Raw genomic sequence first — 13,822 nt, forward strand, 5'->3', positions numbered from 1 at the left:
CCCCCGAGGCCGCACCGATGGATGCCGCGCTGGCGCCCGCGCCCGAGGCCGCCCCGATCGCCGATGCCGCCTTGCAGGTGCCCGCTCCGGCCCCCGAGGCACCGGCTCCGGCCCCCGAAGAGGCGCCTGCCCCGGTACAGCCGGTCAACTACGTCGATCAGATCCAGCAGGCCATCGAGAATCAGGGCCTCGACGGCAACATCGTCATCGGCTGAGTTTCAGGCCGAACCGACCCATTCGTCGGTGCCGTCAGAGAAGTACTGGTGTTTCCAGACCGGTAGCCGCTCTTTGACGGTGTCGACGAGTCGGGCGCAGGTTTCGAACGCCGCCTTGCGATGGTCTGCTGCCACAGCGGCCACCAGGGCGGCGTCTCCTATTTCCAGGGTTCCGATGCGGTGGCTGACCGCGATCGCCCGGACGCCCTCGGCCTGCGCGGCGACCTCCTCGGCAACGTCCCGCAGCGTCTGCAGGGCGTCGGGATGTGCGGAGTAATCCAGCCGGGTGACCGACCGGCCACCGTCGTGGTCACGCACCACGCCCGAGAACCCGACCACCGCCCCGGCCGCCTCATGGCCCACCAGAACCTCGTATTCGGTCAGAGAGATCGGTGTCTCGGTCAACTCGACCCGCACGACGGCCGCGCTCATCGGCACTGTCTCCTCTTCGCGCAAGCGCTCATCGGCACTGTCTCCTCTTCGCGCAAGCGCTCATCGGCCGTGGCCCTTGCCGCCCAACTGATCCAACGCATGCTCCAGCACCCCGGCGAGCACACCCAGACCGTCCTTGACCCCACCGGGTGACCCGGGCAGGTTGACGATCAGGGTTTGTCCGGCGACTCCGCAGACACCGCGGGAGAGCACCGCGGTGGGAACCTTGTGCACACCGGCGCGGCGGATGGCATCGGCCAGGCCCGGGATTTGATAGTCGAGCACCGAGATCGTCGCCTCTGGGGTGGCGTCGGTGGGTGAGATGCCGGTGCCACCCGACGTGATGATCACGTCCACGCGTTCGGCCAGGGCGGCGCGCAACGCCTCACCGACGGCACGTCCGTCGGGGACCACCATCTGCTCGGTGACGTCGTAGCCACGGTCGGACAGCCAACCGACGATCAGCGGTCCGGTCCGGTCGTCGTACACCCCGGCTGCAGCACGGGTGGAGGCGATGATGACGCGGGCCGACCGCGTCACTGCTTCGTGTTTTCCTACGTTCTTTCCCACAGTCCCGTTTTACCGCCTTCTTTGCGCACCACTTTGATGTCGTCGATGCGCGCGGCGGGGTCGACTGCCTTGATCATGTCGTAGAGCGTCAGCGCCGCCACGCTCACCGCGGTCAGCGCTTCCATCTCGACCCCGGTCCGGTCGGTGCTGCGCACCGTCGCGGTGATGGCCACCGCCGCCTCGCCGGGATCGAAATCCACGTCCACGCCGGTCAGCGCCAACTGGTGGCACAGCGGGATCAGGTCGGGCGTCCGCTTGGCGGCCAGGATTCCGGCCACCCGCGCGGTCGCCAGGGCATCACCTTTGGGCAGGCCGCCCGAGGCGATCAGAGCCACCACATCCGGCCGCGTGTGCAACGTGCCCACGGCCACGGCGGTGCGCTTGGTGACGTCCTTGGCCGTGACGTCGACCATGTGCGCCGCGCCGGAGGAGTCGAGATGCGACAGTCCCACCGTTACCGGTTGACGACGGTTGCCGACTGGATGAAAGGCAGCTCGTCGGCCGGCAGGGGAAAGATCACGTCACCGAACGGTGACAACGCGCCGGTGCGGTCGGTCGCGAGCTCGCTGACGGCGTGATCATCGCCGTCGGAGAGCACAGGCCAGCCATTGTCGACGTAATGGTTCTTCTTCTTGTCAGCCACGCCCCACATTGTGGCAGGCCGCCGATCCGGTGGCGAGACCGGCGCGGCGCACCGCCCGAAGTAGCTTTACGCTGGTCAGGATATGACCGCCGCAAAGACCCCCGGAATCCCGCTGGGTGCCTGGCTGTCCGACCTCGACGACTCGGGCCTCATCCGCCTTCTGCAGCTGCGGCCCGACCTGAGCCAGCCGCCACCGGGAACCATCGCCGCACTGGCGGCCCGCGCCACCTCACGGCAGTCGGTCAAGGCCGCCACCGACGCGCTGGACTTCCTGCGGCTGGGGATCCTCGACGCGCTGCTGGTCCTGCACGCCGATGCCCATGCCGTCGAGGTGACGAAGCTGACCGAGCTGCTGAGCGGACGCGTCGGCCCCGACGAGGTCACCGCGGCGCTGGACGATCTGCGCGAGCGGGCCCTGGTGTGGGGCCAGGCCGAGGTCCGGGTGGCCGCCGAGGTGGCCTCGGGACTGCCCTGGCATGTCGGGCAGGCCGTGGCGGAGGTGACCCAGGCCGGCGCGGACGAGATCGCCGGGCTGCTCGACGGCCTCGACGACGCCCAAAACGATCTGCTGGCCCGGTTGCTGGAGGGTTCGCCGGTGGGCCGCACCCGCGACGCCGCGCCGGGCACTCCGCCCGATCGGCCGGTGCCGCGGTTGGTGGAGGCCGGCCTGCTGCGCCGGATCGACGACGAGACCGTGATCCTTCCCCGGTTGGTCGGGCAGGCCATGCGCGGGGAGGCGCTCGGCCCGACGGAGTTGACTGCACCGGTGTTGCAGACGTCGTCGACCACGGCGGCCGACGTGGATGCGGTGGCCGCCGGCGCCGCCATCGACCTGCTGCGCGAGATCGACCTGATCATCGAAACCCTGGGAACCACACCGGTTCCCGAGCTACGCGCCGGCGGACTGGGCGTGCGCGACGTCAAGCGGCTGGCCAAGACCACCGGTATCGACGAGCCGCGGCTGGGACTCCTGCTCGAGCTCGCCGCCGGTGCCGGGTTGATCGCAGCCGGAATGCCCGACCCCGACCCGGGCGACGGTGCCGGTCCGTACTGGGCGCCGACGGTCGCCGCCGATCGCTTCGTCGAAGCCACGACCGCGGCACGCTGGCAACTGCTGGCCTCGACGTGGCTTGATCTGCCGGCCCGGCCCGCCCTGATCGGCAGCCGCGGGCCGGACAACAAACCCTTTGCCGCACTGTCGGATTCGCTGTACTCGACGGCTGCTCCCCTGGACCGTCGCCTGCTGTTGACCGTGCTGGCCGACCTGCCGCCGGGCACCGGGATCGACGCCGCCGAGGCCTCCCGCGCGATGATCTGGCGCCGGCCGCGTTGGACCGTGCGACTGCAGCCCGCCACCGTCGACGGACTGCTGACCGAGGCGCACGCACTCGGCATGGTCGGCCGCGGGGCGATCAGCACACCGGCACGCGGCATGCTGGCCGGTGACCTCGACGAGGACGTGCTGGCCGCGATGGCCAAGGCGCTCCCGAAACCACTCGACCACTTCCTGCTCCAGGCCGATCTCACCGTGATCGCGCCCGGACCGTTGGAGCGGGACCTCGCCGAGCAACTCGCCGAGGTCGCCACCGTGGAATCGGCGGGTGCGGCCATGGTGTACCGGATCAGCGAGACCTCGATCCGGCGCGCGCTCGATGCCGGCCGGACCGCCGGTGAACTACACGCGCTGTTCGAGAAGCATTCGAAAACCCCGGTGCCACAAGGCCTGACGTACCTGATCGACGACGTCGCGCGCCGTCACGGCCAGCTGCGCGTCGGCATCGCCGCGTCGTTCCTGCGGTGCGAGGATCCGGCGCTGCTGGCCCAGGCCGTGGCCTCGCCCGGGGCCGACCGCCTCGAATTGCGATTGCTCGCCCCGACCGTGGCGGTGTCGCAGGCGCCGATCGCCGACGTGCTCACCGTGCTGCGCGAGGCAGGTTTCGCCCCCGCGGCCGAAGACTCCACCGGCACCGTCGTCGACATCTCCGCACGTGGCGCACGCGTCGTCGCCCCGACCCGGCGTCGCGTCTACCGTCCCCCCAACCCGCCGACCGCTCAGACGCTCGGCGCGATCGTGGCGGTGCTGCGCAGGGTGGCCGCCGGCCCCTTCTCCAGCGTGCGACTGGACCCGGCGATGGCCATCACCCAGTTGCAGGACGCCGCGCTCAACCAAACCTCGGTGGTGATCGGCTACGTCGACCCGGCCGGGGTGGCCACCCAACGCGTGGTGTCCCCGATCAACGTGCGCGGCGGTCAGCTGACCGCGTTCGATCCGGCGGCCGGGCGGGTACGCGAGTTCGCGATCCACCGCGTCACCTCGGTGGTCTCGGCCGACGATTAGTTTCGTCGGCCGGTTCGGGATAATGGACGCCGATGAGTTTGCAGCCGGAAAACAGAGCGGAACACGCATGACAGACGGCCCCTTGATCGTGCAGTCCGACAAGACGGTACTGCTCGAAGTCGACCATGAGCAGGCGGGCGCGGCGCGCGCAGCGATCGCGCCGTTCGCCGAGCTCGAACGCGCCCCCGAGCATGTGCACACCTACCGCATCACGCCACTGGCGTTGTGGAACGCCCGGGCGGCGGGCCACGATGCCGAGCAGGTGGTCGACGCGCTGGTGTCCTTCTCGCGGTATCCGGTACCGCAACCCCTGCTGGTCGACATCGTCGACACCATGGCCCGCTACGGGCGGCTGCAGTTGATAAAGCACCCGGCGCACAGATTGACCCTGGTCAGCCTGGACCGCGCGGTACTCGAGGAAGTGCTGCGCAACAAGAAGATCGCCCCGATGCTGGGCGCGCGCATCGACGACGACACCGTGATCGTGCACAACAGCGAGCGCGGCCGGGTCAAGCAGATGCTGCTCAAGATCGGCTGGCCCGCCGAGGACCTCGCCGGGTATGTCGACGGCGAAGCCCACCCCATCGAGCTGGCCCAGGACGGCTGGGCGCTGCGTGACTACCAGGAGATGGCGGCCGACTCGTTCTGGGCGGGCGGCTCCGGCGTGGTGGTGCTGCCGTGTGGCGCCGGCAAGACGCTGGTCGGGGCGGCCGCGATGGCCAAGGCGGGCGCGACGACGCTGATCCTGGTGACCAACACCGTGGCCGGGCGGCAGTGGAAGCGTGAGCTCGTGGCCCGCACCTCGCTGACCGAGGACGAGATCGGTGAGTACTCGGGTGAGAAGAAGGAGATCCGCCCGGTCACCATCGCGACGTACCAGGTGATCACCCGGCGCAGCAAGGGCGAGTACAAGAACCTCGAGATCTTCGACACCCGCGACTGGGGGCTCATCATCTACGACGAGGTGCACCTGCTGCCCGCACCGGTGTTCCGGATGACCGCGGACCTGCAGTCCCGCCGGCGTCTCGGCCTGACGGCGACGCTGATCCGCGAGGACGGCCGCGAAGGCGACGTGTTCTCGTTGATCGGTCCGAAGCGCTACGACGCCCCGTGGAAGGACATCGAGGCCCAGGGCTGGATCGCGCCGGCCGAGTGCATCGAGGTGCGGGTGACGATGACCGACAACGAGCGCATGCTCTACGCCACCGCCGAACCCGAGGAACGCTACAAACTGTGCTCGACGGTGCACACCAAGATCGCCGTCGTCCGCTCGATCCTGGAACGTCACCCCGGCGAACCGACCCTGGTGATCGGCGCCTACCTGGACCAGCTCGAAGAACTCGGAGAGGAACTGGACGCCCCGGTGATCCAGGGGTCGACGAAGAACTCCGAGCGCGAGGCGCTGTTCGACGCGTTCCGCCGCGGCGAGATCTCCACCCTGGTGGTGTCCAAGGTGGCCAACTTCTCCATCGACCTGCCGGAAGCATCTGTGGCCGTTCAGGTTTCGGGCACCTTCGGATCCCGCCAGGAGGAGGCACAACGCCTGGGCCGGCTACTGCGACCCAAGGCCAACGGCGGCGGCGCGGTGTTCTACTCGGTGGTCTCGCGGGACTCATTGGACGCGGAATACGCCGCCCACCGGCAACGTTTCCTGGCCGAGCAGGGCTACGGCTACATCATCAAGGACGCCGACGACCTGCTGGGCCCGGCGATTTGATGGTGCGACGGAGTTCTTAGCGGCGAGTTCAGCAGCGTTGTCGTAGATTGACGCATCGAACTCCCTGTACGCGTGGCTAGTATCGCGTCACCGGTCTCGCATGAGGGGATTCAACGGTGACATATGGAAGCGGCGGCAGTTACCCGCCGCCAGGGGGCCAACAGTGGGGCGGCCCCGAGGGACTGCCCCCTGGTTATCCCGGCTATCCGCAACAACCGCCGACGCCCCGAGGCGCAAGAGCCCGTGGCTGTGGATCCTCGGAGTCACCGCGGTCGTCGTGGTCGTGGTCGCGGTCATTACCGTCGTGGCCGACACCGCTGCTTCCAAGAATGACGACGATGGGCAAGCCCAGCAAAGCACCGTCGTGACCTACGAGGTAACTGGCGCAGTCGGAACAGCAGAGCTCGCGCACTGGGGTCCGACCGGAGGGAACCCGCCTGAAACCGTCACTTTGCCGTGGCGCAAGGAGGTGACGCTTCACGGCACGGACGCTTACTTCGACGTCTCGGCACGAACAACAGACGGGTCCGACCAAGAGCTGGCCTGCCGGGTAACGGCTAATGGGCAGACGATCGCTGAGGATCGGACGGTCAGTGGGTTCATTGGCTGCGTGGGTCGTCTGAACGAACACTGACACGTCAGGCTCATCGTGCCCTTGCAAGCCGCCGGTGACCTGCCTCTAGGTGTGTCGGCCCGGCGATCTAAACCGACTTCACCACCGTCAACAGCACCACCGAATCTTCCAGCGCCTGCAGGCTGTGCCGGGTGCGCGGGATCACGATGTGGTCACCCTTCGAGCCTTCCCAGCTGGCGTCGGCATTGGCCAGCTTCACCCGGCCCTCGATCACCTGCAGGGTGGCCTCTCCGGGGCTCTCGTGCTCATCCAGGCCGGTGCCTCCGGTGAGCGCGATCAGCGTCTGCCGCAACGAGTGTTCGTGGCCCCCGTAGACGGTGTGGGCACTGCGCCCGTTGGTGGCGGAGCGAGCTGTCTCCAACTGCTGGCGAGCAACTGCGGTGAGCGAGATCTTCTCCATAGTCAAATATCGTGCCATCTCCGGCCGGGCAGCGGTGAGCGGAATCGGTATCGCTAGGCCGAAGCGAGTTGCGCCTTGACGGTGCGGGACAGGTCATCGGCCAGGATCTCGGCCCGACCCTCGAGCAGGCCGGCGACGGCCTGGGCCGCGACCACCGCTGGGTCGGATTTCTGGTCGGCCGGGATGTAGGACACCATGTCGGTGTCCATATAGCCGACGTGCAGGGCCGCTACGTGAATCCCGCGCGGCGCCAGTTCGGTTCGCAGCGCGTCGGTCAGTGCCCACGCGGCAGCCTTGGCCGCGGAATACGCCCCGGACGTCGGCGGGTGATACCAGGACAGCACCGACAGCACGTTGAGAATGGCCCCACCGCCGTTGCGTTCGACGATCGGGACGAATTCGCGCGCGACGTTGAGCGTGCCGAAGTAGTGCGTCTCCATCTCGGCGCGGATGTCGTCGATCGGCCCGGTCAACAACTGGGCCCGCGTCGAGATGCCGGCGTTGTTCACCAGCACTGTGACGTCATCGGCGATGGCAGCTGCACGGCGCACCGATTCCGGATCGGTGATGTCGAGCTTGATGGGGATCGCGCCGGGCAGATCCACGGTTTCCGGCCGTCGGGCCGCGGCGTACACCTTCGCGCCCCGAGCCAACAGCTCGGCGGCCACATGGCGCCCCAGGCCACGGTTCGCACCGGTGACCAGGGCAGTGATGTTGTTCGTCATGGCACTGGTAACACCGGCCGCACCGGCACCCATCCCGGCCGGTGAAAGGCAATGCCTTGCAGCTGTGAGTAATTCGGTCATGGCCCCTCGAGCGAATTACCCCGCACGATGAACCGATGCGTCAACATGCCCACGTCGCACGCACCGCCGCCGTGCTGGCCGCCGCCATGGGAATCGGCCGGTTCGTCTACACCCCCATCCTGCCGCTGATGACCGCGCAAGCCGGGGTGAGCGCGCACACTGCCGCCGATCTGGCCACCGCGAACTACGCCGGCTATCTGGCCGGTGCCCTGGCCGGAACGATCTGGCCGCGCCTGGCCCGATCGATGTTCGCGTGTCGGGTGTGCCTGGTCGCGCTGATCGTCAGTCTGGCCGCAATGCCATTGACCACCAACGCCAACGGCTGGATCACGCTGCGCACGCTGGCCGGAATCACCAGCGCGCTGGTGTTCGTCATCGCGGTCAACACCATGATGGAACACCTGCACACCCGCCCAGCGCACCTGGCCGGGTGGGGGTTCGGCGGGGTCGGCGCGGGCATCGCACTCTCGGCCGTGCTGGTGCTCGCCGCCGGAGACTGGAAGGTGGCCTGGTGGGCGGCCGCGGCGGTGGCCGCGGTGCTCAGCCTCGCCGCGTGGTCGATGCACCCGGCGCCGGATATCGGGACGGCTGGTCTCGAAGCCCGAAGCCGTCCACCGCACGGCGCCTTCACGCTGCTCTTGGTGAGTTACACCTTGGAAGGCATCGGTTACATCATCGCCGGCACCTTCCTGGTCGCCGCCGTCGCGCAGGGCACGCCGAGCTGGCTGGGTGGTGGGGCCTGGCTGGTGGTGGGGCTGGCCACCGTCCCGTCCGCGGCACTGTGGGCCGCGCTCAGCACCCGATGGTCGCACCCGGCGCTGCTGATGGCGGCGCTGGGTGTGCAGGCCGCCGGGATCGCCGTCGCGGGACTGGCCGGCGGGGTGGGTGCGGCGCTCACCGGCGCCGTGCTGTTCGGCGGAACCTTCATCGGGGTGAGCACGCTGGCCCTGGCCGCCGGACGGCTACTGCGTTATCCGCGGGCCGTCGCGTTGCTCACCGCCGGGTATTCGGCCGGGCAGATCCTCGGGCCGATCGTGGTGACGCCGCTGCTGCACCACGGTTTCCGTCCGGCCCTGGTGGTAGGTGCGCTGGTGGTGTCAGTCGCCGCGCTGGTGGCCGGGATGATGCGGATCGTCGGGTGGCAGCCACACATCCGCGGCGTCGAGCCCGAAATCCCCGACACCGCTGGTGAACTCGTCGACCACGGCCAGCACGGCCGGGCTGGCCTCGTCCCGACGCCACACCAGCGACCACGTCCACAACGGTGACGGAGTCACCACCGGCCGGCGCACCAGCCCGGTGGGCAGCGGAGAATCCTGCCCCTTGGGGTTGTTGAGGACCGGACGACGCAGCCGATGGACATGCTCGAAGAAGGTGGGCCCGGTGACGCCACCGTCATCCGTGCGCATCACGGGTGCGCCGACGGCGGCGGCGAACTGTTCGCCATAGCGATTCCACGACGACCAGCTGGCCGCATCCGAATCGATGAGAACCGTGGTGTCACCGGCGCTCACCGGTGATTCGTCGGTGCCGGGACACAAGGCGTACAGCCGGTCCACCCCGATCAGCCGAGCCTGCAGCGCCAGCGCCTCCAGATCAGCGTTCTGGACCCAGCAGATGGCCAAATCCAGGCTGCCGTCGGCCACCCGGGCGGCCTGCGTGTGCGACGGCATCACCCAGGTGTCCACCCGTACTTGGGCCACCCCTGCGGCACGGTCGGCCCAGTCGGTCGGGCACCAGTTCACACAGCCGATCCGCACCGGGTCCGATACCGCCAGACCGTGTGCCCGCCTGCGCAATTCGTCGGCCTGCTGGATCAACGCGCGGGCCTCGGGCAGCAGTGCGCCACCGGCCTGGGTGAGCGCCACCGAACGCCGGTCCCGATCGAACAGCGTCACCTTGAGGTCACGTTCGAGGGCCTTGATCTGCTGGGACAACGACGGCCCGGCGATCCGCAGACGCTCGGCCGCCCGGCCGAAGTTCAATTCCTCGGCCACGGCGACGAAATAGCGCAGCTGGCGCAACTCCACCGTTGCAGCGTAATAGGCCCAGCCTTTCAGCAGAGAGCCGACAGATCCCGCAGACCGGACATCACCCGCCGCGCCACCGCGTTGAGCAGTGCAACCGGGCCAGACCAGGCGGTGGACAAAGTGCCGGGCACTGACGAAGGTTGGCGCATCGCCCACCATCAGGTCAGCTCAGTGCCGGAATGACCTTCTGCTCGAACAGTTCGATCCCCGACCGGTCATAGGCGGCTTCCGGGAAGTACAGGATCGCGTACTCGCAGCCGAGATCACGCATCCGCTGCAGTTTCTCGATGACCTGTTCAGTTGTGCCACTTGCGGATTCCGGCGCGGTGGCGTTGGCCAGCATCGCGTCGACGGCCCCCTCACCGGCGACCGGCACCTGCCGGTCCCGCAGCCGCGCAACCCGGTCGGCGACGTCGGCCTCCGAGTCGCCGATGACAGCGTTGAAGTTGGCCGAGCGCACGATCGCGTCGTAGTCGGTGCCGACGTCGTTGCAGTGCGCGGCGAGCACTTCGGATTTGTGGGCGAACCCCTCGGGCTCGGAGGTGAAGTTGGTGTACTGCGCGTACTTGGCCGCGATGCGCAGCGTCACCTTCTCCCCGCCGCCGGCAATCCACAACGGAATCCCGTTGTCCTGCAACGGCTTGGGAGCCACGATGGCGCCGTCGACCTGATAATGCTTGCCGTCAAAGGTCGCCCGGCCGTCACGCCAGGCGTCGCGCATGATCTGTACGCCCTCGTCGAGTCGGGCCAACCGCTCCCCCGCCGACGGAAAGCCGTAACCATAAGCACGCCACTCGTGCTCGTACCAACCACCGCCGATGCCCATCTGTACCCGGCCGCCGGAGATGATGTCGGTGGTGGCGGCAACCTTGGCCAGATACACCGGATTGCGGTAGCTCATCGCGGTACACATCTGCCCGAGCTTGATCCGCGACGTCGTCGCGGCGTACGCCGCCATCAGCGTCCAGGCCTCGTGGGTGGCCTCATCGGTGGGCACCGGGACGGTGTGGAAGTGGTCGTAGACCCACAGCGAATCCCAGGCGCCGGCGTCGGCGTGGGTCGCCAGATCGCTCATCACCTGCCAGTGGTCTTCAGTGGGAATGTCGACGAGGTCGAGACGCCAGCCCTGCGGGATGAAGAGTCCAAAGCGCATGGATCCCGACTCTACGACGCCGACCCGTGTCGGGGAACGGGGCTAGCCTGGTTTTCATGGCCCTTTCCAAGGAAGAACGCGAACAATTTCTGGCCGAGCCGCACATCGCCGCACTGTCGGTGTACGCCGGTGACAAACGCGGTCCGCTGACCGTCCCGATCTGGTACCAGTACACCCCCGGCGGTGAGCCGTGGGTGCAGACGGGATTGGGTTCCCGCAAGCACCGGTTGATCGAAGCGGCCGGGCATTTCTCGTTGATGGCCGAGCGCCTGGAGCCGAGCGTGCGGTATGTGGCCGTCGACGGTGCGGTCAGCCGCATCGAACCGTCCACCGATGAACAACTCGTCGAGATGGTGCAGCGGTACCTGCCGCCGGAGAAGGTCGAGCCCTACCTGGAGTTCGCCCGGCGCGAGCACGGCGAGAGCGTCACCATCTACCTCAAGCCCGAGCACTGGCTGTCCGCCGATCTGGGGTCGCTGTGAGGCCATGAGTTCGCGGCAACGGCTGTTCCGCTGGCTCTACCGGCTGGGCTTCACGCCCTGGGACGGTCATCCGCTGGCGCACAGCCTGACCGCCCTGGTCGAGGGCGGCCTGCCCCCGGGAACAGCGCTCGACCTGGGGTGCGGCACCGGGGACAACGCGGTGTACCTGGCCAGACATGGCTGGCAGGTCACCGGTGTCGACTATGTGGACAAGCCATTGAAGAAGGCCGGGGCCAAGGCCGGCGGCTTACCCGTCAGATTCGTCAAAGCCGATGTGACACAACTGAGTTCATCCGGAATCGGGGCGGGGTTCAGGCTCATCATCGACAGCGGCTGTCTGCACGGCATGAGCGACGCCGACCGCGACGCCTACGTCCGGGAGGTCAGTGCGGTGGCCGGGCCGGGCGCGCGGTTGCTGATCGTGGCGTTCATTCCCGGCACATCCATGGGCGTGCCCGGTATCGGTTTCGACGAAGTGCAGCGTCGCTTCAGTGACGGTTGGACCCTGGTGTCAAGCGGGGACGAGCCCGCGATGGACCACAACGGAAAGAATCCGGCGCGGCACTATCTGTTCGCCCGCGACGCGTAAGAAGCGCGCCACGGCGACGATTATGCCTCGGCGTTCACCGAGTACGAACGCACCATGCACGCGCCGGTTAAGGGCAGCCGAAAGTTGGCGCGTTAATGCGAAAACCATTGTGGCCAGCAGTGGTTGGGGCATACGCGCACTGGTGGGTGCCGGTCGGTTGATCTCGGCGCTGCCGCTGGGCGTGACCCCGGCGCTGGCTCGGCTCAACGACAAGGGCGTGCGGCTGTACGACACCATGCCGCTACCGGACTGGCCGGTCTCGGCGTCGTAACCGTCGCGCTAATCGTCGATGAACGTGATGGTTTCGTCGAGCGGGGCCCGGCCGGTACGGATGTAGTTGACCGCTGGATCCTCGTACCCGATCGACATTCCGCAGAAAAGCATGAGCTCGTCCGGAGGCGAGACGAACTGTGCGACGGTCTTGCGAACCTTCGCCCACGACATTTGCGGACAACTGTGCAACCCTTCAGCGCGCAGTAGCAGCATCACCGTCTGGAGGAACATTCCCAGGTCTGACCACTGAGGCCGGCCGAGATCGCGATCGATGTAGCAGAACAGGGCGACAGGCGCGCCGAAGGCATCCCAGTTGGCGATGGCGGCCCGCTGACGCGCCTCCCAGTCCTCGCGTGCGATGCCGAGTGCGCTGTACCGCTCCTTGCCAAACTGGGATCGCCGGTCGCCATAGGGCGATTTCAGCTCAGGCGGATACATCACGTACTCGGGCTCATCCCATTCATCGCCGGCGGCCACCCGCTCCACGGCGAGCTTCTTGAGCCGAGCGAGGGGTTCGCCGGTAACCAGGAAGATGCGCCAGGGTTGCAGGTTCGAACCCGACGGCGCCCAGGCTGCCGCCGAAAGGACGCGCTGCAGCACCTCCTTCGGAACGGGTTGGTCGGTGAAGCCGCGCACCGCGCGCCGGGTGGTCACCGCCTCGTAGACGTCCACGATCGTCCACCTTTCTTGGGAAGCCGGTCCAGTCTTGACTCAGCCTGCCGGTCACCGACGGGGAACGCACCCTTGGAAGTTCGTGGTCTGCGGATTCAGCTGCATTCGTTCCGGACGTTCCGGCGTCTCGCGGATCGTCACCCCGGGCGTAGCGTGGCCACATGGACGGACTTTCCGACGACGTCATCGCTTTTCTGTCCGAAGGCACCCGTACCGCGGTGCTGAGCTGGGTGGCAGCGAACGGCCGCCCGTTGTCGGCACCCGTGTGGTTCGTGGTCGACGACGACGAACTCGTCTTCAACACCGGCAAGGGCACCGCCAAGGGGCGTGCCCTGGCCCGGGATTCGCGGGTAGTGCTGTGTATCCATGACGACACCCCGCCGTTCGCGTTCGTCCAAGTCCAGGGCATTGCCACGGTCAGTGAGGATCCCGACGAGCTGCTCGACACCGCCACCCGCATCGGCGGGCGCTACATGGGTGCCGGCCGCGCCGAGGAATTCGGCCGGCGCAACGGCGTCCCAGGTGAACTCGTCGTGCGGGTCAGGCCCACGAAAGTCCATGCCGCCTTCGACGTGGCGGAATGAGCTGGCGACATGACCGACATATCCCAGTTCTCCGAGATGCTGTCCTGCGACAACGGGCTCTGTGTGCTGAGCACCCTGCGTCGCGATGGCAGCATTCAGTCGTCGGTGGTCAACGCCGGGGTGATGGCCCATCCCCGCACCTGCGATCCCGTCGTCGCCCTGGTCGCCATCGGCGGGAGCCGCAAACTCCAGCACTTGCGCGCCGATACCCCGGGGGGCGGGGGGGGCCCGGGGATCGGCTGGCAATGGGTGGCGGGGGCGGGGCCCCCCCCCCGGACACTATG

At 68.0% G+C, this 13,822-nt stretch carries 16 protein-coding genes and 3 pseudogenes; 10 read left to right on the forward strand and 9 right to left on the reverse strand.

The genetic code is table 11. The features are described from left to right. A pseudogene (locus A5740_RS00965) lies at positions 1-215 on the forward strand (resuscitation-promoting factor RpfA); the annotation flags it as partial. A 3-nt stretch (positions 216-218) separates the two neighbouring features. Here the strand turns inward: A5740_RS00965 and A5740_RS00970 are convergent. From A5740_RS00970 to A5740_RS00985, 4 genes are read right to left on the reverse strand one after another with little or no spacing between them, the layout of a single operon-like run. Beyond that, positions 219-647: a molybdenum cofactor biosynthesis protein MoaE gene (locus tag A5740_RS00970; RefSeq protein ID WP_076190753.1), complete on the reverse strand. Its 429-nt coding sequence runs from the start codon at positions 645-647 to the stop codon at positions 219-221. Between the two features lie 60 nt (positions 648-707). Then, positions 708-1,187, reverse strand: coding sequence for a molybdenum cofactor biosynthesis protein B (locus A5740_RS00975; protein ID WP_076190755.1), 480 nt, complete (start codon positions 1,185-1,187; stop codon positions 708-710). Between the two features lie 14 nt (positions 1,188-1,201). Continuing rightward, positions 1,202-1,669, reverse strand: a complete 468-nt coding sequence (moaC, locus tag A5740_RS00980; protein WP_076190756.1) for a cyclic pyranopterin monophosphate synthase MoaC — start codon at positions 1,667-1,669, stop codon at positions 1,202-1,204. A gap of 2 nt (positions 1,670-1,671) precedes the next feature. Next, a complete protein-coding gene (locus A5740_RS00985; protein WP_076190758.1) occupies positions 1,672-1,869 on the reverse strand; it encodes a hypothetical protein in 198 nt (65 codons plus the stop codon). A gap of 73 nt (positions 1,870-1,942) precedes the next feature. Here A5740_RS00985 and A5740_RS00990 point away from each other — a divergent pair, with 73 nt between their 5' ends. From A5740_RS00990 to A5740_RS28665, 3 genes are all read left to right on the forward strand, one after another. Continuing rightward, positions 1,943-4,198 (forward strand): helicase-associated domain-containing protein, encoded by a 2,256-nt coding sequence (locus A5740_RS00990; protein WP_076190759.1) that lies wholly within the window; start codon positions 1,943-1,945, stop codon positions 4,196-4,198. A gap of 67 nt (positions 4,199-4,265) precedes the next feature. Then, positions 4,266-5,915, forward strand: coding sequence for a DNA repair helicase XPB (locus tag A5740_RS00995; protein WP_076190775.1), 1,650 nt, complete (start codon positions 4,266-4,268; stop codon positions 5,913-5,915). A gap of 277 nt (positions 5,916-6,192) precedes the next feature. Then, a complete protein-coding gene (locus A5740_RS28665) occupies positions 6,193-6,549 on the forward strand; it encodes an MmpS family transport accessory protein (protein ID WP_076190761.1) in 357 nt (118 codons plus the stop codon). A 67-nt stretch (positions 6,550-6,616) separates the two neighbouring features. Here the strand turns inward: A5740_RS28665 and A5740_RS01005 are convergent, their stop codons facing one another. Both A5740_RS01005 and A5740_RS01010 read right to left on the reverse strand, forming a co-directional pair. Further along, entirely contained in the window at positions 6,617-6,949 is a 333-nt protein-coding gene (locus A5740_RS01005; protein WP_076190762.1) for a cupin domain-containing protein, read from the reverse strand. 53 nt (positions 6,950-7,002) lie between these two features. Then, positions 7,003-7,674 carry an SDR family oxidoreductase gene (locus tag A5740_RS01010; protein ID WP_076190777.1) on the reverse strand — a complete coding sequence of 224 codons (672 nt, stop codon included), beginning with the start codon at positions 7,672-7,674 and terminating at the stop codon, positions 7,003-7,005. A gap of 116 nt (positions 7,675-7,790) precedes the next feature. Here A5740_RS01010 and A5740_RS01015 point away from each other — a divergent pair. Further along, positions 7,791-8,810: pseudogene (locus A5740_RS01015) on the forward strand (YbfB/YjiJ family MFS transporter); the annotation flags it as partial. Positions 8,811-8,852: 42 nt separating this feature from the next. Here A5740_RS01015 and A5740_RS01020 read toward each other — a convergent pair. Further along, complete coding sequence (locus tag A5740_RS01020; RefSeq protein WP_076190766.1) at positions 8,853-9,785, reverse strand: LysR family transcriptional regulator; 933 nt, start codon at positions 9,783-9,785, stop codon at positions 8,853-8,855. 163 nt (positions 9,786-9,948) lie between these two features. Further along, on the reverse strand, positions 9,949-10,938 hold the full coding sequence (locus tag A5740_RS01025; RefSeq protein WP_076190767.1) for an LLM class F420-dependent oxidoreductase: 990 nt from the start codon (positions 10,936-10,938) through the stop codon (positions 9,949-9,951). A 56-nt stretch (positions 10,939-10,994) separates the two neighbouring features. On the opposite strand from A5740_RS01025, the gene A5740_RS01030 reads away from it, so the two are divergent. From A5740_RS01030 to A5740_RS28980, 3 genes are all read left to right on the forward strand, one after another. Further along, on the forward strand, positions 10,995-11,420 hold the full coding sequence (locus A5740_RS01030) for a pyridoxamine 5'-phosphate oxidase family protein (RefSeq protein WP_076190769.1): 426 nt from the start codon (positions 10,995-10,997) through the stop codon (positions 11,418-11,420). Between the two features lie 4 nt (positions 11,421-11,424). Further along, positions 11,425-12,009 carry a bifunctional 2-polyprenyl-6-hydroxyphenol methylase/3-demethylubiquinol 3-O-methyltransferase UbiG gene (locus tag A5740_RS01035; protein ID WP_076190770.1) on the forward strand — a complete coding sequence of 195 codons (585 nt, stop codon included), beginning with the start codon at positions 11,425-11,427 and terminating at the stop codon, positions 12,007-12,009. 109 nt (positions 12,010-12,118) lie between these two features. Then, on the forward strand, positions 12,119-12,280 hold the full coding sequence (locus A5740_RS28980) for a hypothetical protein (RefSeq protein WP_254849041.1): 162 nt from the start codon (positions 12,119-12,121) through the stop codon (positions 12,278-12,280). An 8-nt stretch (positions 12,281-12,288) separates the two neighbouring features. On the opposite strand, the gene A5740_RS01045 is transcribed toward A5740_RS28980, so the two are convergent. After that, positions 12,289-12,954: a nitroreductase gene (locus A5740_RS01045; protein ID WP_076190772.1), complete on the reverse strand. Its 666-nt coding sequence runs from the start codon at positions 12,952-12,954 to the stop codon at positions 12,289-12,291. A gap of 161 nt (positions 12,955-13,115) precedes the next feature. Here A5740_RS01045 and A5740_RS01050 point away from each other — a divergent pair, with 161 nt between their 5' ends. Then, positions 13,116-13,538: a PPOX class F420-dependent oxidoreductase gene (locus tag A5740_RS01050; protein ID WP_076190774.1), complete on the forward strand. Its 423-nt coding sequence runs from the start codon at positions 13,116-13,118 to the stop codon at positions 13,536-13,538. A gap of 9 nt (positions 13,539-13,547) precedes the next feature. Further along, a pseudogene (locus A5740_RS01055) lies at positions 13,548-13,822 on the forward strand (pyridoxamine 5'-phosphate oxidase); the annotation flags it as partial.

This window comes from Mycobacterium sp. GA-1841 (assembly GCF_001954135.1).
In the GTDB taxonomy this organism is placed as follows: domain Bacteria; phylum Actinomycetota; class Actinomycetes; order Mycobacteriales; family Mycobacteriaceae; genus Mycobacterium.